General features: G+C 58.6%; 22 protein-coding genes and 5 pseudogenes. 14 read left to right on the top strand and 13 right to left on the bottom strand.

From position 1 onward, the window contains the following. The first annotated feature begins 37 nt into the window (after window positions 1–37). The 4 genes from RGR602_RS33915 (at window position 38) to RGR602_RS33900 (ending at window position 4,401) form a co-directional block, all read left to right on the top strand. Complete coding sequence (locus RGR602_RS33915; protein ID WP_040116265.1) at window positions 38–898, top strand: shikimate dehydrogenase; 861 nt, start codon at window positions 38–40, stop codon at window positions 896–898. A gap of 28 nt (window positions 899–926) precedes the next feature. Beyond that, entirely contained in the window at window positions 927–2,816 is a 1,890-nt protein-coding gene (locus RGR602_RS33910) for a bifunctional sugar phosphate isomerase/epimerase/4-hydroxyphenylpyruvate dioxygenase family protein (protein WP_040116264.1), read from the top strand. Window positions 2,817–3,179: 363 nt separating this feature from the next. Further along, on the top strand, window positions 3,180–3,680 hold the full coding sequence (locus RGR602_RS33905; protein WP_040116263.1) for a GFA family protein: 501 nt from the start codon (window positions 3,180–3,182) through the stop codon (window positions 3,678–3,680). A gap of 535 nt (window positions 3,681–4,215) precedes the next feature. Next, on the top strand, window positions 4,216–4,401 hold the full coding sequence (locus RGR602_RS33900; protein ID WP_022712945.1) for a hypothetical protein: 186 nt from the start codon (window positions 4,216–4,218) through the stop codon (window positions 4,399–4,401). 79 nt (window positions 4,402–4,480) lie between these two features. On the opposite strand, the gene queE is transcribed toward RGR602_RS33900, so the two are convergent. The 3 genes from queE to queC are packed head-to-tail and all read right to left on the bottom strand — an operon-like array spanning window position 4,481 to window position 6,281. After that, window positions 4,481–5,218 carry a 7-carboxy-7-deazaguanine synthase QueE gene (queE, locus tag RGR602_RS33895; RefSeq protein WP_040116262.1) on the bottom strand — a complete coding sequence of 246 codons (738 nt, stop codon included), beginning with the start codon at window positions 5,216–5,218 and terminating at the stop codon, window positions 4,481–4,483. Continuing rightward, complete coding sequence (gene queD / locus RGR602_RS33890; protein ID WP_040116261.1) at window positions 5,215–5,571, bottom strand: 6-carboxytetrahydropterin synthase QueD; 357 nt, start codon at window positions 5,569–5,571, stop codon at window positions 5,215–5,217. The genes queE and queD overlap by 4 nt, the downstream gene beginning before the upstream one ends. Further along, a complete protein-coding gene (queC, locus tag RGR602_RS33885; protein ID WP_040116260.1) occupies window positions 5,571–6,281 on the bottom strand; it encodes a 7-cyano-7-deazaguanine synthase QueC in 711 nt (236 codons plus the stop codon). The genes queD and queC overlap by 1 nt, the downstream gene beginning before the upstream one ends. Before the next feature lie 187 nt (window positions 6,282–6,468). On the opposite strand from queC, the gene RGR602_RS33880 reads away from it, so the two are divergent. Beyond that, on the top strand, window positions 6,469–7,911 hold the full coding sequence (locus tag RGR602_RS33880) for an FAD-binding oxidoreductase (protein ID WP_040116259.1): 1,443 nt from the start codon (window positions 6,469–6,471) through the stop codon (window positions 7,909–7,911). 15 nt (window positions 7,912–7,926) lie between these two features. Further along, window positions 7,927–8,103 (top strand): hypothetical protein, encoded by a 177-nt coding sequence (locus RGR602_RS37915; protein WP_170250867.1) that lies wholly within the window; start codon window positions 7,927–7,929, stop codon window positions 8,101–8,103. A 2-nt stretch (window positions 8,104–8,105) separates the two neighbouring features. Here the strand turns inward: RGR602_RS37915 and RGR602_RS37910 are convergent, their stop codons facing one another. Then, window positions 8,106–8,462, bottom strand: a complete 357-nt coding sequence (locus RGR602_RS37910; protein ID WP_203226224.1) for a hypothetical protein — start codon at window positions 8,460–8,462, stop codon at window positions 8,106–8,108. A 323-nt stretch (window positions 8,463–8,785) separates the two neighbouring features. Here RGR602_RS37910 and RGR602_RS33870 point away from each other — a divergent pair, with 323 nt between their 5' ends. Next, window positions 8,786–9,190: a hypothetical protein gene (locus RGR602_RS33870; protein WP_223844103.1), complete on the top strand. Its 405-nt coding sequence runs from the start codon at window positions 8,786–8,788 to the stop codon at window positions 9,188–9,190. Between the two features lie 38 nt (window positions 9,191–9,228). Here RGR602_RS33870 and RGR602_RS33865 read toward each other — a convergent pair whose 3' ends face one another. Continuing rightward, window positions 9,229–10,161, bottom strand: coding sequence for a LysR family transcriptional regulator (locus RGR602_RS33865; RefSeq protein WP_040116257.1), 933 nt, complete (start codon window positions 10,159–10,161; stop codon window positions 9,229–9,231). A gap of 83 nt (window positions 10,162–10,244) precedes the next feature. On the opposite strand from RGR602_RS33865, the gene RGR602_RS33860 reads away from it, so the two are divergent. Further along, complete coding sequence (locus RGR602_RS33860) at window positions 10,245–11,138, top strand: NmrA family NAD(P)-binding protein (RefSeq protein WP_040116256.1); 894 nt, start codon at window positions 10,245–10,247, stop codon at window positions 11,136–11,138. Window positions 11,139–11,522: 384 nt separating this feature from the next. Here the strand turns inward: RGR602_RS33860 and RGR602_RS33855 are convergent, their stop codons facing one another. Both RGR602_RS33855 and RGR602_RS33850 read right to left on the bottom strand, forming a co-directional pair. Continuing rightward, on the bottom strand, window positions 11,523–12,557 hold the full coding sequence (locus tag RGR602_RS33855) for an IS110 family RNA-guided transposase (protein WP_039844522.1): 1,035 nt from the start codon (window positions 12,555–12,557) through the stop codon (window positions 11,523–11,525). 187 nt (window positions 12,558–12,744) lie between these two features. Next, a complete protein-coding gene (locus RGR602_RS33850; protein ID WP_040116255.1) occupies window positions 12,745–13,437 on the bottom strand; it encodes a winged helix-turn-helix transcriptional regulator in 693 nt (230 codons plus the stop codon). Between the two features lie 165 nt (window positions 13,438–13,602). On the opposite strand from RGR602_RS33850, the gene RGR602_RS33845 reads away from it, so the two are divergent. The 3 genes and pseudogenes from RGR602_RS33845 (at window position 13,603) to aac(6') (ending at window position 15,485) form a co-directional block, all read left to right on the top strand. Continuing rightward, the gene (locus RGR602_RS33845) at window positions 13,603–14,760 is read left to right on the top strand and encodes an acyl-CoA dehydrogenase family protein (RefSeq protein WP_040116254.1); all 1,158 of its coding nucleotides are present in this window, start codon (window positions 13,603–13,605) and stop codon (window positions 14,758–14,760) included. Window positions 14,761–14,763: 3 nt separating this feature from the next. Next, window positions 14,764–14,964: pseudogene (locus RGR602_RS36775) on the top strand (DUF3427 domain-containing protein); the annotation flags it as partial. An 84-nt stretch (window positions 14,965–15,048) separates the two neighbouring features. Then, window positions 15,049–15,485: pseudogene (aac(6'), locus tag RGR602_RS33840) on the top strand (aminoglycoside 6'-N-acetyltransferase). 955 nt (window positions 15,486–16,440) lie between these two features. On the opposite strand, the gene RGR602_RS33835 reads toward aac(6'), so the two are convergent. After that, window positions 16,441–17,220 (bottom strand): thermonuclease family protein, encoded by a 780-nt coding sequence (locus RGR602_RS33835; RefSeq protein WP_052451889.1) that lies wholly within the window; start codon window positions 17,218–17,220, stop codon window positions 16,441–16,443. A gap of 191 nt (window positions 17,221–17,411) precedes the next feature. Between RGR602_RS33835 and RGR602_RS36770 the strand changes: the two are divergent. The 3 genes and pseudogenes from RGR602_RS36770 to RGR602_RS33820 all read left to right on the top strand — a co-directional run. Then, window positions 17,412–17,555 (top strand): annotated as a pseudogene (locus tag RGR602_RS36770) (SOS response-associated peptidase); the annotation flags it as partial. Between the two features lie 192 nt (window positions 17,556–17,747). Beyond that, window positions 17,748–18,212, top strand: a complete 465-nt coding sequence (locus RGR602_RS33825) for a GNAT family N-acetyltransferase (RefSeq protein ID WP_052451887.1) — start codon at window positions 17,748–17,750, stop codon at window positions 18,210–18,212. A gap of 58 nt (window positions 18,213–18,270) precedes the next feature. Next, window positions 18,271–18,890, top strand: a pseudogene (locus tag RGR602_RS33820) (tyrosine-type recombinase/integrase). Between the two features lie 123 nt (window positions 18,891–19,013). On the opposite strand, the gene RGR602_RS33815 reads toward RGR602_RS33820, so the two are convergent. From RGR602_RS33815 to RGR602_RS33795, 5 genes and pseudogenes are all read right to left on the bottom strand, one after another. Further along, window positions 19,014–19,655 carry a hypothetical protein gene (locus RGR602_RS33815; RefSeq protein ID WP_040116253.1) on the bottom strand — a complete coding sequence of 214 codons (642 nt, stop codon included), beginning with the start codon at window positions 19,653–19,655 and terminating at the stop codon, window positions 19,014–19,016. Between the two features lies 1 nt (window position 19,656). Beyond that, entirely contained in the window at window positions 19,657–21,813 is a 2,157-nt protein-coding gene (locus tag RGR602_RS33810) for a xanthine dehydrogenase family protein molybdopterin-binding subunit (RefSeq protein WP_040116252.1), read from the bottom strand. Between the two features lie 4 nt (window positions 21,814–21,817). Next, the gene (locus tag RGR602_RS33805) at window positions 21,818–22,276 is read right to left on the bottom strand and encodes a (2Fe-2S)-binding protein (protein ID WP_040116251.1); all 459 of its coding nucleotides are present in this window, start codon (window positions 22,274–22,276) and stop codon (window positions 21,818–21,820) included. Between the two features lie 436 nt (window positions 22,277–22,712). Continuing rightward, window positions 22,713–23,261: pseudogene (locus tag RGR602_RS33800) on the bottom strand (transposase); the annotation flags it as partial. 339 nt (window positions 23,262–23,600) lie between these two features. Further along, entirely contained in the window at window positions 23,601–24,632 is a 1,032-nt protein-coding gene (locus RGR602_RS33795) for an IS110 family RNA-guided transposase (protein ID WP_040114983.1), read from the bottom strand. Window positions 24,633–24,672 lie beyond the last annotated feature (40 nt).

Genomic DNA, 24,672 nt, shown 5'->3' with positions numbered 1-24,672 from the left:
GCCTGGTCCTTTCTCATCGGAACCACGGAAAAGACGGATGGCCGAAACAATCATAAGACCGCTAAAGGCCGGCCTGATCGGCGCCGGCATCCAGGCGTCGCTGACACCCGCCATGCATATGAAGGAGGGTGCCGCCCAGGGTCTGAACTACGAGTATGAACTGATCGACCTTAACCGGATCGGCGCTTCGCCAGCCGACCTGCCGAAACTTCTGGCTGAGGCCGAAGCTCAGGGCCTTGCCGGCCTCAACATCACCCATCCCTGCAAACAGATCGTCATCTCTTTCCTGGACGATCTGTCATCCGAGGCGCGGGCTCTCGGAGCCGTCAATACCGTCCTTTTCAAGGATGGGCGGCGCTATGGACACAATACCGATTGGTGGGGCTTTGCCGAAAGCTTCCGTCGCGGGCTGCCAAACGCCGATCTTTCTTCGGCCGTCCAGCTCGGTGCTGGCGGCGCAGGCGTTGCGACCGCTTATGCAATGCTCTTTCTTGGCTTGCAGAGGTTGGCCGTCTTCGATCGCGAAGCGCAACGTGCTGCCGCCTTGACGGAAACAATGGCGCGGCTCTTTCCCACCGCTTCCATCATCGCCGGAAGGGATCTGGCATCCGAGATGGGCCAGGCAGCCGGCCTCATACATGCAACGCCGACCGGAATGACGAAGTATCCGGGCACCCCCTTGCCGCCGGAACTGCTTGAGGATCGGCACTGGGTCGCCGAGATCGTCTACTTCCCCTTGGAGACCGAGCTGCTGAGGCAAGCCAGACATCGCGGCTGCCGGACGCTCGATGGCGGAGGCATGGCGGTCTTCCAAGCCGTTGGCGCCTTTCGTCTGTTGACAGGACGAACGCCGGATGCAGCTCGAATGCTCGCGCATTTCAAGGCCATGACCGAATAATGCATTCGACACACAAGGGAGCAGGCCGATGAAGACGTCTATAGCGACCGTATCGTTGGGCGGCGATCTCCGGGACAAGCTCGAAGCGATCGCCAAGGCTGGTTTCGATGGCGTCGAGATATTCGAAAACGACTTCCTCATCTTTGACGAAAGCCCTCGTCAGGTCGGCAAAATGGTGCGTGATCTCGGGATGGAGATCACACTATTTCAGCCGTTCCGTGATTTCGAAGGCATGCCCGAGCCGCTTCGCAGCCGCACATTCGATCGCGCCGAGCGCAAATTCGACGTCATGCAGGAAATGGGCACGGATCTGGTACTCGTCTGCTCCAATGTGTCGCCGGCATCGCTTGGCGGTCTCGAGCGAGCCGCGGCCGACTTTCATGAACTTGGCGAGCGCGCGGCAAAGCGCGGGCTGAGGGTAGGTTACGAGGCGCTGGCCTGGGGGCGGCACATTCACGATCACCGCGACGCCTGGGAGATCGTTCGCCGTGCCGACCATCCCAACATCGGTCTTATCCTCGACAGCTTCCATACGCTGTCGCGCAAGATCGATGTCAACTCGATCCGCTCGATCCCGAAAGAAAAGATCTTCATCATCCAGCTTGCCGACGCGCCCCTGATCGACATGGATCTGCTTTTCTGGAGCAGGCATTTCCGCAATATGCCCGGAGAGGGCGACTTGCCGCTCCTGGACTTCATGAAAGCCGTGGCGGCAACCGGATACGACGGGTATCTGTCGCTGGAGATTTTCAACGATCAGTTCCGCGGCGGCTCGCCCACGGCAATCGCAGTGGATGGCCGGCGATCTCTGATCTATCTCGGCGATCAGGTAAAGCGGCAGGACCCGGAAGGCTCCTTGCCTGTCCCCGCGATGCCGCCGCGCGCCTCCGTCGAAGGTATTGCCTTCGTCGAGTTCACGGTCGACGAGGACGAAGCGCCGCAGCTCGAAAGGTTGATTGCAAGTCTCGGTTTTCGAAAGGTTTCGAGACACAAGACCAAGAGTGTCACAGTCTTTCGCCAAGGCGGTATCAATCTTGTCATCAATACCGAACAGAAGGGCTTTGCCGGCGCGTCATACGCAGTCCACGGCACGACGGCTTATGCTGCCGGCCTGATGGTCGACGATGCGAAGGCGGCAGTCGAACGCGCCGTGGCCCTGGGCGCCGAGCGCTTTCGGCAACCGCTCGATGCTGGCGAGATCGAGATGCCGGCCGTACGCGGTGTCGGTGGCGGCATCCTCTACTTCCTCGATCCCAAGACGGAGCTCGCCCGCATATGGGAGATCGAGTTCGATCCGGTCGAAGACACGGCAGCGCCTGAGCCTGTCGGGCTGCAGTCGATCGATCACATCGCCCAGACCATGAAATATGAGGAATTGCTCACCTGGCTGCTGTTCTACACATCGATCCTCGATGCTCATAAGACGCCGCTGGTCGACATCATCGATCCGTCCGGCATAGTGAGAAGCCAGGCCATAGAAAATGCCGACGGGTCGCTGCGCATCACCATGAACGGTGCCGAAAACCGCAACACACTTGCCGGCCACTTCATCGCCGAAACCTTCGGCTCCGGCATCCAGCATCTGGCCTTCAAAACGCAGGATATCTTTTCCGCTGCCGCTGCCCTTTCCGCAAACGGCTTCGTAACCCTTGCGATCTCGCCGAACTATTATGACGACCTGGAAGCCCGTTTCGGTCTGGACGCGGAATTTGCGGAACGATTGAAGGCGAACAACATCCTCTATGACCGCGACGAGCATGGCGAATATTTCCAGCTCTACAGTCCCACCTACGGTGAAGGTCTGTTCTTCGAGATTGTCGAAAGGCGCGGCTATCGGGGATACGGTGCGGCAAATGCCATTTTCCGCATCGCTGCGCTCAGAAAGCATCTGCGGCCGGCGGGCGTACCGCGGACCTGACGGCAGGCTTACTGATCTTTGCGAAAATACTGGTTAATCTAGCACGCTTTCGTGTGGCGCCCAGTCGCTCGGCGGCCGTGGCAAGGTCCTGAAAGATCCGTCCAAATCAGAGCCATATTCCAGGGTTGTCGGATTCTCTCGTTGTCGAATTACGCCTCTACGCATTGCCGATGATGGTTATTTCCGCGCCAAGCCGTGCGCCGCTCCTTTCGATCGTCGACCGCGTCCCTTTACCACATCGACCGCGCTGTCGTCTTGAGACACGACCTTCCCTTGCCGTTGCTCGTCATAGGGAGACTGGACGATCAAAAGACGAAAACCTAAAAGAGACTAAGCCCAAACCCGCCTCTTGAAGGAGGAGAAATGAAACGCATCGAGATGGAGGTGAGCGGCGGTTGCCAGTGCGGTGCCGTGCGCTATCACGCAACCGCTATGTTTGACAATTCACATCTCTGCCATTGCCGCATGTGCCAGAAAGCCTCGGGCAACATTTTTGCCGCGCTCGTCGCCGCGCCCGATGATGCGCTTACCTGGACACGCGGCAAGCCGAGCGTCTGGAAGAGCTCGGAGCGCGTCGAGCGCGGCTTCTGCGCTAATTGCGGCACGCCATTGTTCTTCCACCACCTCGAAAACGGTCGCACCAACCTGATGATCGGATCGCTTGACGATCCGCACGCCTTCTCGCCGCTTGCCAATACCTGCACCGAGAACATGGTGGCATGGTTCGATGCGATCACGGGCATAGAAAATACCGGTGCGACCGAAAACAACGGCGCCGACTGGGCCGCGGCGATCAAGGAGAGCAACAACCAGCACCCCGATCACGATACCACCTCATGGGCGGTGAGGGGGCGTGATGGGTGAGTCCTATCCCGGCGGTTTCCGGTGAGGCGCTCTCCGTTGCCGCTATTTCGAAAAGCCGTCGTGCCGGAAACCAACGACAGCGACGGATTGCTTTCACGATGATGCACGCAAGGGTGCCTGAAGGGCTGCTCTTTAGCTAATTCGTGCCTCGAAGCAGCCCGTCATCCTCCGCCCCTTAACAGCCGCAGCGCTGACCTTGCCGCCAGCTAGGGCAAGTGGGAAATCTGAGAAACTGTGGGCCCCTCGCCAGCGAACTTCGTCTACCGACCAGCCATTTCCTGACGATCTTTTGCGCACAGGTGGCTCAAGCATAGGGCAGACGTTTATGGCTGCGCAGATTTCAATCGAGCACGAAGCGAGCAGCTCGCTCTTGATGAGCGCGTTCAGACCGCGACGGAAAAGTGAAAGCGCCGTTTTTCGAACGCGTGTAGCGCATGAGTTTGAGCTCGTCGAAAGGCGTTCCTCTTAACTTTAGGGCTGACTAATGAACGATTTGTGATCGTCAGGCGTTATCCTCACAAGGAGGAAGATGACCATGAAGAACATGAACAACAGGCAAGTGCATGTGCCAGGCCCGCACGATCGTGACGTTGCCGATCACTGCAAGAAGCTTGGGGTTGATCCGGCAGAGGAGCGCAAGCTATTGCGGCTGCTTGGCAAAAACGCACCCCTTCATGAGATTCGGGCGAACGTTTCGCCGAAACAGCCGCGATTCCGCTGATCGATGTCCTTTGTGCCTCGGGATCGGCGACGAATGGCTGAGGCTTGCGTTGCCATCGCCGGTGTTACCGAAGGAATCGTCAGACCCCGCGCTTGTTGCCCCACAGAAGCACATGTAGTTGCGGCAGCACGCGCGCCTCGAACCACTGATCTTCCGTTACCTTGTCGATTAGCCAGAGCATCCGGTCCATGATGCCGTCGATATCGACGCGTGCCTCTTCGTCTGTGGGCAGGGGTGGCGTATGATTGCCGGGTTGAAGATAAACCGGAAGCGTCGGGTATCGTGCCGCGGCGGTCCGGGCAAAGAGGTAATCACCATCGTCGAACACAACGAACTTCAGTGCAAGCTGCGGCTTTTCGGTAGCCATTTTCAGGCAGGTCTCGAACGCGCGCCAGTCGGTCTCCATGCCGCTTGACGGCGGCTTCGGGCTAAGGACCAAAACGTCGAGATCGGCAAACCAATTCTTGGCAATGCTGCCTTGGCTTTCCAGCGCGAAACGGAAACCCTGGCTGTGTCCGCGCTCTATCAACGGCCCGAGCGGTTGGATCGCCGGATTACCTCCTGATAGCGACACCGTGAGCGGTTTGTTGCCTGATAGCCGCAAGACCTCCTCCCAGACATCGTCGACCGACATCGGACGCCATTGATCGCGGTACTCGCCGTCGACGGCATGCAGCGTATCACACCATGAGCAACGGTAATCGCAGCCTCCCGTCCTGACAAAAACGGTCGGAAGGCCGATCAAAACACCTTCTCCCTGGATGGTGGGCCCGAAGATTTCGCTGACGCGGATCTGGGCCTCACGGGCGACGGTCATGGCCGGTATTCCGCCCAGGTCTTCGGCGTCTCGCTGACGCGCACTGCCGAGGTTTCCGGCAGGCGATCCTTGCACCAATCGTAGAAATGCTTCGCCAGACACTCAGCCGTCACCTGATCATGACCGAGGACCTCGTTCAGGTGTCGATGGTCGAAGGACTCGTCAATATAGGACTTCAGCGGCGCAAGCTCGTGGTAATCGCGGACAAATCCGTGGCTGTTGAGGGTTGCTGCTGAAAGTTCCACCTCCACGACGTAATTGTGTCCGTGAAGGCGGCCGCATTGATGGTCGGCGGGCAGAGTTGTGAGCCGGTGCGAGGCGGAGAAATGAAATTCCTTGGTGATGCGGAACATTATTTCACCTCTTCGGCAGCAAAGCCCGCGGTTGCGGCCACCCAGAAGTCCGCGTCCTCGTAGTCCGTCGGATCGTCTATGCCGGCCAGATGGAACGCTTCGCGCCGTTCGACGCAGGTGCCGCAGCGGCCGCAGTGGCGCGAACCGCCCTTGTAGCACGACCAGGTCTCTGCGAACCGAGTGCCGTTCCTGGCGCCATCGATTACGATGTCGGCTTTCGAGACGGTGACGTAAGGTGCAAAAAGTGAAACGTTGGCATAGCCGTCGAGCGCCTGGTTCTGCATGTCCTGGAAGGACTGGATGAAACCTGGCCGGCAGTCCGGATAAATGAAGTGGTCCCCGCCATGCACAGCGACTGCGACCGCGTCGGCCTTCTGCGCCGCCGCAAGCCCGAAGGCAATGGCAAGCATGATGGCGTTGCGGTTCGGAACGACGGTCGCCTTCATCGTCTCTTCGGCATAATGTCCATCCGGAACATCGATGTCGTCGGTCAGCGCCGATCCCGTCAGATGGCTGCCTATGTTCGTGATGTCGATGATCTGATGGGGCACACCGAGGCGTTTGGCGCACGCAGCCGCGAAATCGAGTTCCTTGCGGTGCCGCTGTCCGTAATCGAAGGAGAGAAGGCCAATGAGTTGGTGTTCCGCGGCAACCTTGTGCGCAAGCGAAACGGAGTCCAATCCGCCGGAGCAGATGACGATAGTTTTCATGATGGTTGATCCCTTGTTTTGACCGGGTGGGCTGCGACCGGATTACGGCAGCGCTTCTAAAGCAATAAACCCAGCTTGTGAAGGGTCCCGGCTGGAAAGTTTATTAGCATTATCTTGCGTAACGAAGGAACGAAGCGCAAAATGCTGCCACGGCGGAACGGGGCTCCGCCGCCTTGGGGAGGAATTCATGGACAACTTGAACCTTACGACCCTGCAGAAGGGCCAAACGGCCATGACTGACGTTGCGCTTGATGCCTTCGCGGCAGGTCTGCGGGGCAGATTGCTCACGGGAACGGACGCCGATTACGACGAGGCGCGGGCCATATGGAATGGGATGATTGACCGGCGGCCGGGTCTCATCGTGCGCTGCGCTGGTGCTGCCGACGTTATGAGATCCGTCCGGTTCGCGCGCGAAAACAATCTTCTTTTGGCGGTCCGCGGTGGTGGGCACAACATCGCCGGCAATGCTGTCTGTGAAGGCGGCCTGGTCATTGATCTGTCGCCGATGAAATCGGTAAGGGTCGACCCGGGCACACGGCGTTTGCGGGTCGAGCCGGGCGCAACGCTTGCCGATGTCGATAACGAAACACAGGCTTTCGGGCTGGCTCTGCCGACCGGGATCAATTCCACGACCGGCATTGCCGGGCTGACACTTGGTGGCGGTTTCGGCTGGCTTACACGCAAGTTCGGCCTGACCATTGATAATATCATCTCGATGGAGGTCGTAACCGCTGAAGGCAAGCTGGTACGCGTGAGCGAGAACGAAGAGCCGGATCTGTTTTGGGCGCTGCGCGGCGGCGGCGGCAATTTCGGCGTCGTAACTTCGTTTGAGTTCCGGCTCCACGATCTGCCGGGCGAGGTTCTGGCAGGTCTGGTCGTTCATCCCTTTGCCGACGCGGAAATGGTGCTCAGGCAATATCGCCAGGTGCTCGAAACGGCGCCGGACGAGCTCACATGCTGGGCGGTCATGCGCAAGGCACCGCCGCTGCCTTTCCTGCCCGCCGAATGGCACGGCAGGGAAATCCTTGCACTCGCCATGTGCCATTGCGGCGACATCGAAGCGGGCAAAGTCGCTGCCGCGGCGCTGCGTGATATCGGCAATCCGATTGCCGATGTTGTCGGTCCGACACCTTTTGCCGGCTGGCAACAGGCATTCGACCCGCTGCTGACGCCAGGTGCGCGCAACTATTGGAAGAGCCAGGATTTCGCAGAGCTCTCGGATGCGACGATTGCAGTTCTCCTCGATGCCGTCCGCAAGCTGCCGGGGCCGGAATGCGAGATCTTCATTGGCCATGTGGGCGGCGCAGCGGGCCGCATCGCAGTGGAGGATACGGCTTTTCCCCAGCGCAACTCGCATTTCGTCATGAACGTTCATGCGCGCTGGCGCGAGAAATCGATGGACAGCACGTGCATCGGCTGGGCACGCGAGCTATTCGAGGCAACGAAGAAGCACGCCATCGGCACAGCCTACATCAATTTTATGCCGGAGGATGAAAGCGATCGTGTTGAAGCGGCCTATGGCGGCAACTACAAACGTCTGACGGAGATCAAGCGGCGTTACGATCCTCAAAATCTGTTCCGCATGAACCAGAATGTGCAGCCACAGGCGGAAATGCGCGCCGCCGGCTGACCGGTGAGCACCGGAATGGATGAAACGCCAGGTGCCGCTGTAATGCTGATCATCGGCGGCACCAAAATTACCTGGGACCGCGGCGCCGTAAGTGCCGGGGCGAAATCCGGCTTTCGGGCCGGTGCGCGACCGCAACTGCTTCAAAATGACGGTTTCAATTTTAATTTGCAGCCGACCGATATCTCCCTCTAAAGTTATAAAATCTCAGCCGTGCAGCCAATGAAAAAGGCGGCAATGGAAGACGCATCATCAGCCTTCGAGCGGATTCTCGTTGCCCGCCGCCTGCGCGATTTAACCATACGGTCATTCATCTTGATGACATGCACTGGGAGCCCGGCCGCGTCGGCATTGCTCGCGGCAGGGTTCTTAGAGACAAAAGGGCCACGGGGGCGGCCCAAGCCGACAGCTGGATCATGGAAGGTGTCTACGGCCAGCTCGTGAATATGGTCCTTGATCGGGTGACGACACTCATTTGGATCGATCTGCCAGAGGAAGAGTGCGTCGAGAGTTTCAAAGAAAGGGGTATTCAAGGCGGCGAGACGAGAACGCAATTCGATGACCTCCTGAAATGGGTGGCCGAGTACAGGATTCGGACGAACAACTGGAATTCATTTCAGGTGCACGGGCGATTGTTTGCAGAGTTCTCCGGTCCAAAACTCCTGCTATCCAACCGTCAGGCGGTCACAGAATTTGCCGAGACTTTGACCGTGTGCGTCGGCGAGGCCATCGATGAGTGATGCTGTGTGTCTGCGGACGATGAACGAAAAATATGCGGATCGTTTAGATCCTATGAGGAGAGCGGACAGCGATAAGCGCTGTTGCAAAGTGAGGTCGCTTAACCCTATTTTATGGAAGTGAATTAAGGACCTGAGCGTTGACACAACCCGCAGCCCATAAGGTCCGCTTCAAATTTATCACGCAATGTCCAAGGGATGATGGCTGCGGCGTTTTCGTCTTGCAGATGCTGACGGGCAAACCCTACGACCAAATTGCCAGCATGATCGATTGGGGCGATCAGACCAATCATTACACAACGTGGAAGGAACTGCTTGGCGTCCTAACCGAATTGGGCTGGCATACTGGCGGATTATGCAAGGCAGTGAGCTGGGCCGATGTTTGCGGGGTAGCGGTCGTCCATGTCGAAAAAGACCACTTTATCCTCTACGACGCCAATAACCGCATTTTCTATGATCCTGGGCAATCAGATGGCCCCGATCGGTATACCCGCCTCGTTCCTATGAGCTTCCTTCCAGTGCAACCGCCAGCGAATAGTGCATAAATCTAGGAGTTGCGCGACAGATGGCCCGCTTTGCGGACTCAGCGGTCAGATTCAGCGGCCGATGACATATCCGCCGCCGCCGCGACAATGGCGCGCCTCAACCAGATGTGCCTGGGGGTGTCCTGCTGACGCGCGTGCCAGGCGAGACTCATCGTGAAGCTGCCAAGATCGAGGGGCGGCGGCCGCGACACGAAGCGCCTCATGTCGGCGGCGGATCGCGCCAGGCTCGACGGCAGGGTCATGATCAGGTCTGAGCGGGCGGCTATCTCCACCGCTGCAAAGAAGTTCGGCACGCGCAGCTTTACCCTTCGCTTCCGCCCCATGCGCGAAAGCACCTCATCGACGGGTGCAGGCCCGACGCCGGTGATGCTGACCACTATATGCTCAAGCGCCAGAAAGCGGTCGAGGGTGAGTTTTCCGATAGCGGCCGGATGATCCGCGCGCATCAATGTCACAAGTTTTTCGTCATAGAGGCGGCGGCGGTGGATGCCGGCGGGTGCTTCGTCGATGAGCGCGACCATCGCATCCGCGTCATCGTGCTCCAGCGCTTTCATTCCGTTCGCGCCTGGCGCGACGATGTCAAGATCAACGGACGGTGCCTCGCGTGCGAGGCGGGCGAGCAAATGCGGCGCGAGCGCGGCGGCCTGAAGATCGGGCATCAGAAGCCGAACTTGACCCATCGCCGTCGCGGGATCGAACGGATTCGCCTCCAGCATCTCGCCGATGCCGGCCAGGAGTCGGCGCAGAACGGGGCGCACCTCCTCAGCGCGGGCGCTAGGGATGTAACCGCCCGGCCCATCGACCAGGAGTGCATCCGCAAACAGCGCGCGCAATCGCCCCAAAGCACGGCTTGCAGCCGGCTGGCTCATGCCGAGCCGGTGGGCTGCCCGTGTGACGTTCATTTCGGTCAGCAGCGCATCGAGCGCTACTAGCAGGTTGAGATCGATCTGCCGTAAATCCGTTTCACGCATACTGACTATATACCGCATGCATTGGACGCATGGAAATCCCCCGTCTATCGTCTCTCGATCGACCAACCAATGGAGAAGAAGTCATGTATGTTGTGCTTGGAGCAAATGGGCGCGCTGGTGGCGAGACAGCGCGCGCCCTCATCGAACACGGCGAGGCCGTGCGTGTCGTCGTGCGTCACCCGGGACAGGGTGAAAAATGGACGGCTCTCGGCGCTGCGGTCGTCGTCGCGAACATCGAGGATACCGAGGCCTTAGCCGATGCGCTGAAAGGCGCGTCGGGCGCGTTCCTGCTCAATCCGCCGCCGGTGAGAGGTGATCCGTATGCACGCACGGACGAACTCGGTGCTGCGCTCGCCGATGCCGCACGGCGGACGCATCTGCCCAAGGCCGTCGTCCTGTCGTCGATCGGAGCGCAGCATGCTTCGGGCACTGGCGTCATCGCGACCCTCAACAGGTTCGAGGCGCGGCTTGCCGGCGTGGCACCGGCGATCGCCTTCCTGCGATCCGGCTATTTTGTCGAGACGTGGAGCGAGGTGGCAGGAACCGCCGTGTCTGAAGGCCTGCTCCCGACCTTCCTCGAACCCTCTCAGGAGATTCCAATGGTGAGTACGATCGATGTCGGGCGCACTGCGGCAGCCCTGCTCCGCGAGGACTGGACCGGGAAGCGCGTCGTGGAACTGGCCGGACCGGAAGACTGGAGCGCCGGTAATGTGGCGTCGGCCTTCGCGGAAGTTCTCGACCGCCCAGTGGTGCCGATGCTGGTCCCGCCGGAGGGTCGCGCCGTGCTTCTTGCCGAGGAAGGCGTGCCCGAGGAGGTGGCGGGTGCGCTTCTCGGTATGTATGAGGGCATCGCCAACGGCCTGTTCACGCGCCAGGACGGCAGCGAGCACCGGCGCGGCACGATCTCCCTGGCAGCGGCGATAGAGCGCATTGTCGCAACGGTTGAACCAGCCGATCGGTGCTCTGCGCCCCAGTAGTTGACCTTAGGATGTGCGCACCACTCTCCGGCCCGGCCTTTCCAACAGCTTGGAGCGTGCAAGAGCCAGGTGCAGTCAATGGTGGCTTTGGGCCGAGCGTGGTCATGGCGCAAATGCGCCATGTGTGGACGGCTCCGGTTTGGCAAGAGTTTTGTAGACTTTTTTGCACATTGCTGGTCGGAGCTGCCATGTGTCCGGCCTTTGGATGCGGCACAGAAACAGGCCGCTGGCCATAATGCTCTCCGCGGATTGGGTCCCGGTCAAAAGCCCGCGCTCGAAGCGCCTGGCGCATAGTGGGTTGTCCCTCTCCTTGGGCCGACTGGCGTAGGTGCGTTATAAGTCTCCTGCTCTTACCAAAGACGTTCACGACGCTTGCGCCGTGTTTCACCTTTCGGCGGTGACCGGGATTGCTCGATAGGGTTCGTTGCGGCTCATCATCGCCCAGGCAATCCGCGCTATCTTGTTGGCGAGTGCTACCGCCGCGACCTTTGCCGAACGGCGCTCCATCAGTGAGACCAGCCAAGGATGGCGGGCGTAGCCCAATAGCTTCGCTCTCTTGATCACCGCCAACGCGCCGACCACCAATAGCTGCCTCAGATATCGATTCCCGGCCTTGCTGATCCCACCGAGTTTCTCCTTGCCTCCACTAGAGTTTTGTTTCGGGACTAAGCCAATCCAGGCACTCAGATCACGACCGGAACGAAAGACGCTGGGATCGGGAATACTGGCAGCCAGTGCTGTTGCCACCAATGGACCAACACCTGGAATTCCTTCGAGCTTACGACTGAGTTCGTGAGCGCGGTGCCACCTCATGATTTGCCGATCCATTTCCAGTATACGCTGCTTCAAGAGGTCGACTTGGTCCGCTAAAGCGGCAAGACATAAACATGCCTCCGCCGGTATCTCAGGTTTCTCGCCCTTCCGAATGAGATGGAGAAGCTCAAGCAGTCCATTACGACCGATCCCCGCAACAATGCCGAACTCGGCGAGATGGGCGCGAACAGCATTGATGGTCATAGTCCGCTGGCGAATGAACAGCATGCGGGTCCGATGAAGCATCAGGATCGATTGTTGATCGGCTGTCTTGATCGGCACAAACCGCATGTTCGGCCGTGTCACCGCCTCGCATATTGCCTCTGCATCCGCCGCATCGTTCTTGTTGCGTTTGACGTAAGGCTTCACATAGCGCGGCGGCATCAGCCGGACCTCGTGCCCGAGATTTGCCAGCTCTCGACCCCAATGATGCGCGGTTGCGCAGGCTTCTATGCCCACGAGGCAGGGTTTGAGGCTCGCGAAGAACTGAAGAACAAAGCGGCGCTTCAACTGTCGGCGGATGACGACCGTGCCGGTCGCGGAAATGGCGTGCACCTGGAACACCGACTTAGCAATGTCGAGTCCAATCGTGGTAATCTCTTCCATGGATGGCTCCTCCCATGCGGTTCCTGAACAACACCGCAAATATGGCACATCGCGATGCCGGCGGAGGAGCCATCCACAGCATCAAGAGCGGGCATCGGCTTCTGCAGGAGTGCGTGCCCATTTTCCGGCTGGGTGACGGGTCTTCGTTGCTCGGTTGTATCCGTCAGAACCTCTCGCCTTCGATAGTTTAAGCCCTCATCCGGGGAGTTTTGGCGAACACACTAAGACCGAGCCATTCCTGCATGTCGCGCGCGAGCGCCCTGTCCCCTTCAAGTTTCAGCGTTTCTGCATCGGTTTCCTGACGTATGGTCGTGAGGCCCATCCAAATTGCGGTCATCGAACGGAGCGACCCTTCAACGAGAAGGTCTACATCATAGCCCGGATCGAAGTTACAGAGATCGACTTTTCCGTTTTCGACCACAAGCCACCAGCTCTTTTGCGCGGCCGAAAGCTCCGGGTACAGAAACTGTATCGTACAACGGCGGGGCGGAAGTCTTCTTGTGTCGAGGCTCCGCCGCATGTCCCACATGAGCAGAGAAGGGTCGAGATTCTTCAAGGAAAGTCGCGATTCCATCCACCGTTGAGCCCAATTTCCAAGACCTATGATCAGAGGTCTCAATTCTTCGCCCGCTGCCGTGAGCTCGTATTCGGACATACCGTTCGCACTCCTTGTCACCGTGATGACGCCCGATAGTTCCAGTTCTTTCAGTCGTTTTGACAAGAGTGCCGGGGACATTTTTGGTAACCCGCGGCGCAACTCATTAAAGCGCGTCGATCCGCAAAGGAACTCGCGAACGACCAAGGTCGTCCAACGCGAGCAGAGGATTTCCGAGGCCATTGATACTGGACAGAATTGCCCATAGCCGTCACGCTCTACCATAAGGACCTCCACCGCGCTGGATCAGGCACGATATTGCAAAACAACCGGTCCGCCAAATGCTCCTTGCCTGGCCATGCGGAGGCGGCGTTCAGTACAGTTCGTGTACTAGCCGCAATTGTGAAACGAGCGCAGAGTCTCAATCCTCACGAGATAGGAGACATTGATATGCTCGGGCTTACAGAACCAAAACGGAACCTTGACGGCGGTCGGACCATTGTCGAACTAACCAATTCGGTCCTGCCCACCATTGCGCAACGTGCCGCATCGATCGACGAGAGCGATACTTTCGTCGGCGAGAATTACGCGCTGCTAAAGGAATCTGGCCTCGTTCGGGCAGGCGTTCCAATCGAGTTGGGCGGACTGGGCGCGGAAGTGCCCGAACTTTCTGAGATGCTCAAATCCATTGCTCGTGCATGTGGGTCGACCGCGCTTGCCTTTTCTATGCATACCCATCAGGTCGCCATTCCCGCCTGGCGCTGGCGGCATCAAAAGGTGGCGGCGGTGGAGCCGCTCCTGAGACGTGTTGCATCGGAGCAAATCATATTGCTCTCGAGCGGTGGATCGGACTGGATCGGCGGATCGGGCAACGCCATGAAAGTTGATGGCGGATACCGGATCACCGCGCGTAAACGCTTCACTTCCGGCGCTGCGGCAGGAAACATCCTGATGACCGGTGCTGTTTATGAAGAACAGGACGGCGCGCGCTCCGTCATTCATTTCGGCGTTCCGATGGCATCGCCAGAGGTTTCGATAGAGGATACGTGGCGAACACTTGGAATGAGGGGAACCGGGTCAAACGATATCATCATCGAAAACCTCTTCGTGCCGGATGCGAGTGTCGCATTTTCCAGAAGTGCGGGACAATGGCATCCCGTATTTCAAGTCATCGGCATGATTGCGTTTCCTCTGATCTACGCGGTCTATCTTGGCGTCGCCGAGAGCGCCCGCGACATCGCAGTCAAGATGGTCCGAAGCAAGGCCAATAGCGACCATCTGATCGAGTTGGTCGGGCGCATGGAAACCTCTCTGAGGGCCGCACAGATCGCGCATCGCTGGATGTTGGAGGTGGTTGCTCGAAACGAACCGTCCGCGGAAACCGTCAACGAGGTTATGATCGGCCGTTCCTTGGTCGCCCGGCACGCTATCGAAGTCACGGAGCTTGCAATGGAGGTCGCAGGTGGCGCGGCATTCTATCGAGAGAACGGGCTGGAGCGCTGCTTCCGTGACATACAGGGCGCGCGCTATCATCCGATGCAGCCCGGAGCCCAGGCGCATTACGCGGGTTCATTCGCACTCGGACTTCCCACGGAGAACATTTTCTAGCTCCTGGCGCAACGACGAACTCCGCGGAATCATAGGATAGGTGGGCTCTTATGTTCGGCCACAGAATTCTCCTGGCAAAGCCAGAACAGGACCAAGCAAAAATCCAAGCATGGCGAGATGATTAGGGACAATCAAGCGCTGGGTCTTCACATCCACTTGCTCGTCCGCAAGACGAAGAAGATCGGACCCAAGCCGGCACCGTTCATCTATTGTGGCGTGGACGTTGCAAAAGTCAGGAAAACAAGTGTCGCTTTAATCGGGAATTTCTCGACAAAAGAGAACCACAATATGGAATCGATTATCGAGATTGGGGAGTCGTGGGCGGAGCTTCGCGTTGCGCTGTGGCCGCATCACTCGCTCGAAGATCATCGAGCTGAGTTGTGCCGGGCGTTTCTTTCAGAAAGTGGAGAAGCCGTCGCGTTCATCGCTCGAAATGCTGCGAATGAAGCTGTCGGGTTTGCTGAGGCCACTTTGCGACATGATTATGTGAATGGATGCAGCAGCTCGCCGTTCTATTCCTCGAAGGAATTTATGTCCGGCCCGTTGACAGGCGAAAAGGTATCGCGCGATTGCTTCGCAATGCCGGTGCCGATTGGGGGAAGTCGCTTGGGTGTGTTGAGTTTGGCTCTGACGCGCTGCTTGAGAATTCAGCCAGCCATGCGCTCCATACCGCTTTAGGATTTGAGGAGACAAAGCGCGTCGTGTTCTTCCGAAAGCCACTGTAGGCCGGTGTTGCCCCTTCCACGAGGATGGTTCGCCGCACAAATCCTGCAGACCGTCTGAAAACCCCGTCGGGGATTCCTCACGTTAGACTGCCGTGGTAGCTTTTGCCATGGCGCATCTTTCAGGAACAGACCGCTCCCAATTGCTGCTTCTGCGGCGGCTGGGAAACGTCCGCGGGGAGTTCAGCCTGACGGCGCTCGCCTACAACTCAGGAGAGCCATCTCCATCGTCGGTGTGCCGGGCCTGATGGCCGCGTTGCGGACATAAAACGCCCCATTTTGCGTTGTTCTCGACCCAAAATAAGCGCCACTATGCCCATGAACGCCACCATCGCACCCGAAAACGGAAAAGCTGGAAAATTGGACAAAACGCCGCCGTCCACGCCGAAAATCAACTACTTTCCATCACTCGAAGAGTTCTCGGACGGTCTGCCGGGCTTTTGCGACACTCCGGTTTTTCTGAAAGCGTTCGGGGGGCCGCGCCGCAAAACTCTGTCGCAAAAGTTGGAGTTTCGCGGCGGATTTTTGCGACGGCCAAATCCAGACGTCCTCGACTCGGCTATGAAAAGACGCTTGACGCCGACACGCCGATTAGAGAAGCGCCGTTGGCCCGCCTCCTTCGTCGTTACCAGGCGGTACGGGCAGTACCCAGCGCGAACGTAAGCATGGAAGATACATGAGCGACGTGGGTTTTCACCGATACGGCACAGTTCCCTGGACAGCTAAGTTTGTGCTGTGCCAGGTGTTTTAGCAGTTCCTCGACATTGCGCTTCTCGGTAAGCGGGAATGTAAAGGTCATCCAAGGCCCTCCAAACAGCAGACTTCGCCAGCCATTTAAGATCGGAATTCATTCGCACTGCAACAAGAATGTTTAAACAAAATCATTAAAATCGATTAGGATTTGAATTCAAGATTTTAAAATCGATTTAAGAACTCATGGACCTGAGAAGCGACCAACTCAGCCGCACCACGGTCGCGGCGTCGGCGGGCATCTGGTTCCGCTGCACACGAACGGCACGGCCAGACCCTCGCCAATCATGATACTGCCGACATCCTGCCCGCCTGCATAAAGAACAGCACAGGAGCGACCATAGTTGCATCTGTCAGTTCCTTCGCTCCCTGGCGTGCACGCGCAAGGAACCCTATTGAGTTTGACCGGCCCGGCTGCCACCAATTCCTTGAGCCGAGCCGTTGCGCGGTCTCCGAGTTCCCTTTCTGGTGTACAGCGCGGACTGAAAACCTCGGGCGCGTTGTAGCCGACGAGCCGGGTGCCGTTCATCTCGCCTTCGACATGGATCGTATCGCCATCGGTGACCGTGAACCTCGATGACGCAAATTCGTTCTCGGCCGATGACGGCACCACGCTTACCGCATCGAACTTGCCGCCGGTGACAAACTGGAAGCACGCAATGACAGCCAGAACCACCAACGCGACCAGGAACCTCTTTTCGCTCCAACTCAGGCGGTACGAATGCCGCCTGGTAAATCTCGGTCGACGGTAGCTGGGCGATCGGCGATGACTAGACGGTGACTTCCGTGGCTGAAATTGGACGACGTTGGAGCGATTTCCGAGGACCTCGAAGACCTTTCTCCACTGCTTGTCGGTGAGAGTGAACCTGTCGCCACTGCGATCAATGCGAGCCAGGATGTCGGTGAGGAACTTTCGCTGCCAGCCATTCAGATCATGGCGATGCAATGCGACCTCGATATCCCTTCTGAGGTTGTTGGCTGTTTCCATTTGAGCACCCGATACCGTTTGCCGGACTTTAGAGCGCAAACAGCTAAGGGATGCTTTCAGCGGCAACTTGGTGCCGGAGGTAGGACGCCATGCGCTGCCATGAATGGAGTCGACGCCTGATCCGATTGGTGCCTTGAATGTTGAACCCGATATCCGAGGCTCGATACCGAAAAGAGGGAGACGACTACCGCATGTGTGATCTCTATCGCATGGACGATCGCGACTGGGTCAACAAATGGGCACAGGATGTCGAGAGCCTGATCAACCTGATGCCCGCATATCAGATCAATCCGGATCAATGGGCACCCGTCATCCGAAATACATCCGCCGGCCGCAATGGTGCTGGCTCTGCCTCGGCTGGGGTTGCACTGGCTTTGATCCGCGAGGATGCCTCGTCCGCTTGGGACCGACTGCGGAAGCTTGGCCTTGGCCGGATTGCGCCAAAAGTGGTCTCCCGAGTATGGCGACAAATTCACGTGTCTGTTACATCGGCCACATAGGCGGAAATGGCTGAATGGAGATACGAAATGCCTGTATTAGAAGTGAAGCTCGACCCTAACGAAGGTGACCGCGAGGCAATCCTAAATCCCCTGCTTGCCTTTAATGATTCGAAGGCTGGACAGGATGGTTACAAGCCGCTTGCAATTTTACTGCGCGATGATGAGGGCGGAATCCAAGGCGGCCTATGGGCGAAATGCTATTATGACTGGCTGTTCGTCGAGCTGCTTTTCGTGCCCGAAGTTATGAGGGGCCAGCAACTGGGGGCGAAGCTTCTGGCTCAGGCGGAGCAATGGGCCGAAGAACAAAGCTGCGTCGGGATTTGGCTTGACACATTTAGCTTTCAGGCTCCGGGCTTCTATCAAAAGCAAGGATACTCTGTGTTCGGAACGCTGGAACGATATCCCCCGATACACACCAGAGAATATTTTTGCGAAAGTTGCTTTAGCCTTGTACGCAAAGTCCGCTTTGGGCCGAGTAGCGACGAACCGTGATATCTTGGGGCCGGCCCATCGCGGGCGACGAGGTGGGAGGTGCGGCGGAGACTTGGTCATGGAAACCGCCGCATTGCGTGCTAGTAACCCATGGAACAAAGGCATTCTGGTCGGTCGGAAGCGCCCGCTTCAGCCGAAGAACGTGTGGTCGATCCGCGTCCGGCTTGAAATGAGCGGGGCGATCCGGGAGCTGGCGCTCTTTAATCTAGCCATCGACAGCAAGCTCCGCGCTTGTGATCTCGTTAAGCTGAGGGTTGAGGACCTCTGGTCAGGCAGTTCGATCCGCGACAGAGCTACCATAATCCAGAAGAAGACGAAGGGGTCCGTCCAATTCGAAGTGACGGAGCAGACGAAAAGCGCGCTCGCGGCGTGGCTCCCGTTCGTTCGAAGGAACGGCGGCAGCTATCTTTTCCCAGGCCGCCGCATAACCTCGCAGCATTTGTCGACAAGGCAGTATGCCCGGATTGTTCATCGATGGGTTGCGTCCATCGGGCTGGAAACCAGCGCCTACGGCACTCACTCGATGAGGCTACCAAGGCCGCGCAGATTTACAAAAAGACGGACAACCTTCGTGCTGTCCAAATTCTGCTCGGTCACACGAAGCTCGAAAGTACCGTCCGATACCTTGGCATTGAGGTAGATGACGCGCTACGGATTGCTGAACAGATTGAATTGTAGATTTTTGGCCATCGGCGGCGGCCGGTGGTCGCCCCCGCGCCAACACCGGTCATTCTGCTTGCCGACTACAGGCGACGCGGAAACGCTCTGACCGCCTGCGCTCATGCTTTAAGGCGTTGAGGGTCAACCTGGACATTCCGCACCTGTTTGTAGCCATGCGGTGATCAAGGCGGCAAAGGTTTCTTGAGAACCCGGCGGGGCGGGGCGGCCGTCCCCCGGATGCCACGCCCACCCTACGAGGTGATCGGTTCCCATGTGCTTGATGAGATCGGCGTGGCTCCGGTTGCCGTTCCGGCTTGTGTCTTTGACCTGCCTGCATATTTCGCCCAGCGTCAGGCCTTGCCACGCCATGCTCGCCGGCGCGAGCTGCCAGTGGGCATTGCCAGGAATGGATTTGAGGCGGCTGCCGATGATCGGCCTGTTTTCGGGACCATGGCATGTGCCGCAAACGAGCCCGGCCGGTCCAAGGGATGAATCCTTGGCGATCATCAGGGGGACATGGCGATGCATGTCTTCGCCCTGGGTCGGGCTGCGGGTCGCGGGATGGCAGTTTATGCAGCGCGGATGAGTGATCACGCGGCTGGCCTCCTCGAATATAGCCTTCGAGCGTTCGCTGGTGCCGGCAATCGCATCGAAATCCGAGACGGCCTTGAGCTGACTGCCGCCGGATGTCTCGGCGTAGCCACGTATCGATCCGAACCCCGCAACGATGCCGAAGGATGCGACGGTTGCGGCAAGCAACATGAGGTAGGATCGCCGAGACATCTTAGACCCTCCGCAGACCCGATTGATCGATCGGCAGTGTTCTCAGTCGCTTTCCGGTCGCCACGAAGATCGCGTTGAACAGTGACGGCGCAACGCCCGGCGTACCGACCTCCCCTATCCCGCCCGGCTTCTCGGAACTGGGGACGATGTGGACCTCAATCTTGGGCGTCTCGTGAATGCGCAGGACAGGCGAGTCGTCGAAGTTGCCTTCCACCACTGCTCCGTCCCTGACCGTAATACGGCCGTAAAGGGCCGCGCTGAGGCCGTAAACGATACCGCTCTGTATCTGTGCCTCGACGGTATCGGGATTGATTACTTGCCCGCAATCGACGGCACAGACGACGCGCTCGGTCTTCAGGCTGCCGTCTTCCCCGATGCTCACCTCGGAAATGGTGGCGGAGAAACTGCCGAAGTCGTCAGACAGGGCGATACCCCTTCCTTTACCTTTGGGAAGTGGCGTCGTCCACGCCACCTTTTCGGCAGCGAGATCGAGAACGGCACGGAGCCTTGGTTTGTCTTTCAGAAGGCGGCGGCGGTATTCCAAGGGATCGATGCCCGCTACGTGTGCGAGTTCGTCAATTCCCCCTTCGATCGCGGGCACGTTCCGGGTAGCGCCCACTCCCCGCCAGTTCCCGGTCAACATGCCATCAGGTGCTTCGTGCCTGGCGAAATCCGTGAATTTGTTCGGGATCGAGTAAGGCGATTCCGCGCCGGCCATGCTGTCCAGGTCGATGCCATCCTTCGTGAAGGCAGGAAACCATCTAGCCATCACCGACGGACCGATCACCCGGTGCCGCCATGACAGCGGCATTCCATCTGGTCCCAGTGTCGCCGTTACCTTGCTGTAGTTGAGATAGCGATAGCAATCGTGGCGAACGTCTTCTTCGCGGCTCCACGTGACCTTGACCGGGCCTTCGACCTGCTTTGCGATCTTCGCGGCAAGGATCACCCCGTCGACATCGAGCCTGCGGCCGAAGCCTCCGCCCAGCAGATGGTTATGGACGACAACCTTCTCTTCGGGAAGCCCCGTAACATCCGCGACGGCTTTCCTCGTCCGGCCCATGACCTGTGTTCCCACCCATACGTCACACCCGTCGGCGCGAACGTGCAGCGTACAGTTCATCGGCTCCATCGCTGTGTGGGCGAGGATCGGAAGGCGGTAGACGAACTCGTGGACCGGACCGTGTTCAGCCTCCACTTTATCGACATCCCCTTCGTTGATATGGGCGAGGGCCTGTCCGTTGACGGCGTCCTCCATCCGCGCCTCAAGATCGTCGATCGTCAGATTGCCGTCAGCTCCCTTCTCCCATTCGATGGCGAGGGCTGCCAGTCCCTTGCGTGCGGCACCCGTGTTGTCGGCTACGACCGCTACCGCATCTTCAATCGTGACGACTTGTCTGACGCCCTTGACGGCCATCGCAGGCCCGTCTTCGACCCTGCCCAACTTGCCGCCGAAGTGGGGACAAATCGCTATTGCCGCGTAAGATACGCCCTCAGGCCTCGCGTCGATCCCGAATTTCGCGGACCCGTTGACCTTCTCTGGGCTGTCGAGCCGGCGGACCGGAGTGCCTATGACTTTGAAACTGGATGCCTCCTTCAACGGTGCGTCCTGAAGAACAGAAATCGCTGCGGCCGACTGTATGAGTTCTCCATACGCAACTCGCCTGCCACTTGCCTCGTGAACGACATGACCGGCGTCCGCCTTGCATGTATCCGCCGGAACATCCCAATCCCTGGCAGCGGCGTTCACGAGCATTGTTCGAGCGCTCGCGCCAGCCTTTCGCATCTGGTCGTAGACCGCGCGGATAGCCAGGGAGCCCCCGGTTATCTGGTCGCCCAGGAGGGGGTTCGAATATAGAGACGGTTCGGCCGGGGCATGTTCAACGGTTACCTGGTCGATGGGGACTTCGAGTTCCTCAGCGAGGAGCATAGCCACCGCGGTATAGATGCCTTGTCCCATTTCCACCGAAGGCATCACGAGGACGATCTTTCCCTCCGCAGGAATGCGGATGAACGCGTTCGGCTCAAAATCGCCGGGCGGCGCGTCGGCTGATCGGGATGGGATCGCGCCGATTACCAGACCTGCTCCTGTCAGGGCAGCTCCGATTAGGAAATGACGGCGGGAAAGGCGAAGATCAATCTGATCGCGGATGGACATCTCATCACCTCGCCTCTGCTGCAAGCTTGATGGCCGCCCGAATGCGGGGATACGTACCGCAACGACAGATATTCCCGGCCATGACGGCATCGATATCCTCGTCCGCAGGCGATGGGTTGGTTGCAAGGAGCGCGGCCGCGGACATGATCTGCCCGGATTGACAGTAGCCGCACTGGACAACGTCGATGTCGAGCCACGCCTTCTGCACCCGCGCGCCCGCCTCGGTTTTGCCGATGGCCTCGATCGTCGTGATCTGTTTCGAGACCGCCTCTGCAACGGGCAAAACGCACGATCTCATCGGCACGCCATCAACGTGTACAGTACACGCACCGCACATCGCGATCCCGCAACCGAATTTCGTGCCCGTAAGACCTATGCTGTCTCGTATGATCCATAAGAGAGGAATGTCACCGTCAACATCGACGGAATGCTTTACGCCGTTCACCAAGAGATCGTATGACATGTGAACTTCGGCTGAAAGCCGCCCCCAACGAACATCCAGTGCGAGCGCAAAATATCAAACGCTCATTGCCGTGGCAACATAATCAAACTGGGCTATAGCCTACCAAGGTCACTCCACGGCGACCACGACCTTATACATTGAGAGGCCGGAGCGTCTGGTATGATGCTCCGGCCTCGTTTGTCATTGGGGTGCGAGCAACACCGCAATGGCTGTGCACAAAGCGGTTGGGCTTGACTCCAGCGCTACGCGTAGCAGGGTTCTTCTTTGATCATGCGTACATTGGACCCTTGTGGCGTCCGCTTTGGGCCGATATTGTTGATATAGTCGCGGATTCAACGTGTCTGCCGTCTCATAGCTGATGGTTCCGTCGGGTAGTGCCTCGTTTATCGAGCTTCGGTGCTGGTGGTAGGTGGCGTGGCCCGCATTTCTATGCTCCCTATGCCGCGATCGGGTTGGTTGGAGCCACGAGAGGTCGCAATTTTGCGAGCTTTCGTAGATTTTGCGCGGTGGCGGCCAGCAGAAACTCGTCACGCGCACCGCGTGGACCTCGCAGTCTCAGCCGCCCGAGCCTCAATATCCGTTTGAGGTGAGCGAACAGCATCTCGACCTTCTTGCGGAGATGTCGTGCGCGCTCGTATTCCGGCGTTCCAACCAACGCACGGGCCACATCGCGGGCATCCTCATTGACGTCGCGCGGAACCTTTCGAGCGACCATGTTCGGGCAGCATTTTGGCTTCAGATCGCAGACCGCACAGTCCTTCTTGCTGGCCCTGTAAAGCTTGGTTCCGGCCTTCGTGATGCCGGTCCGCGGCTTGTCGTAGGTACGCCGGAATTGCACCAGCAGCTTGTCCGCCGGGCAGATGTAGTGGTTTGCATCCGCATCAAATGTGAAGTCGGCCCGTGAGAACGTGCCATCGGTGCGGTTCGACTTGTCGAAGACCGGGATGTGCGGCGTGATCTTCTTGTCCTTCACCAACCAGGCAAGGTTGTCTAATCGCGTTCCGTTCGTCAAGGTGGTCTGGGCATTCGGCATCTGCGCCGTGTTGCGAGACAGGCCACGCGGCGGGAGTTGAGTGGTTTGGGTCAGGCCTCAGCGGCCATGTTTCCTTCAGAGCTGTCCGGTGCTGGGAGCAGGGTTGTCTCCGCGGTCGATATAGGGTCGCCGCACGATGGGTCTTCGCAGGTAAGATCTTCCTATGTTTGGGACGCAGTCTCAGTGAGCTGCAGCCGCGCTAACGGAATGATCCAACCCACGTCCGCAGCAGGGACACTCAGTGCTTCAAATCGGGTTTGACGCGCTGAGGTGAGAAGGCTGGCACCTCGCTTATGCTGTTGCGCCAGCCAATCCGTTGAAGACTTCTCCTGTTTTGAGCATGCTGTGCATGATGACCGCGAGCTTTCGCGCGACCGCCACTGCTGCGCGCTTGAAGCCCAACCGCTGACGCAGCTTGAGCCCCCAGTTTTTGAGAGTGCTCTCGTTCCTGGCACCGGTTCTCGTGAGGATCACGGTCGCCGCTTCATAAAGCAGTCCCCGCAAATGGTTGTCGCCTCTTCGCGAGATGTGGCCGTCATAATCCACCTCGCCTGACTGGTAGCGCCGCGTTGTCAACCCGAGCCAGGCGCCAACCGAGCGCGACGTTTTGAAGTTTTCTGGATCTTCAATGGCCGCGATATACGAGACGGCCGTGACGGCACCAATCCCCGGGATTGTCATCAAAAGCTTCGTCTCTTGGCTTTGCCGCGCCGCTGCGAGCAACTGGTGATCAAGATCGGCTCCGCGCTTGCGTATGTCGCGCCAGGCCTCAAGTAGAGGCAATATGATCCTTGCCAGGCCGTCATTCCCATCTAGGAGTTCCCTCACATTGCCATCAAATACCCGACCTGTCCCTTTGGGGACGATGAGACCGAACGTCTTCATCAGGCCGCGGATCTGGTTGCTAAGCTGGGTTGAGATTCTCAGGAGCTGATTGCGAGCCGCCACAAGCGTGCGCGTCAGCATGCTGTCGAACGCCTTTACCCGGACGGCCTTGTAGAAGCCGGCTTCGGCCAGTTGCGCCAAGCCATCCGCATCATTGGCATCTGTCTTGTTGAGCGTCTCGTCCAATACCTTTTGCGCGTGCCGCGCTTCAATGCAGATCGCCGGAACCCCCTCGGCCGTCAGCGCGTGATAGAACCATGTCGACAACGGCCCCGTCTCGAACACAACGCGCCTGGCGTGCGGCGCATGCTTGCGGATCATCTGCGCCAGAAGCTTTGGATCCGACGGGCACTTTCCCCGCCAGATCCGCTTACCGTCCTGTCGTATCGAGATCGCAGTATCTTTCAATGAAACGTCCAGGCCTATATATTGGTCCACGGTTGCTCTCCGTTCGATGTTTGGGCCCGGTTCCAATCGT

The sequence above is a fragment of the Rhizobium gallicum bv. gallicum R602sp genome (assembly GCF_000816845.1).
GTDB classification, from domain to species: Bacteria; Pseudomonadota; Alphaproteobacteria; order Rhizobiales; family Rhizobiaceae; genus Rhizobium; species Rhizobium gallicum.
This window is presented reverse-complemented; position numbering and strand designations above follow the sequence as displayed.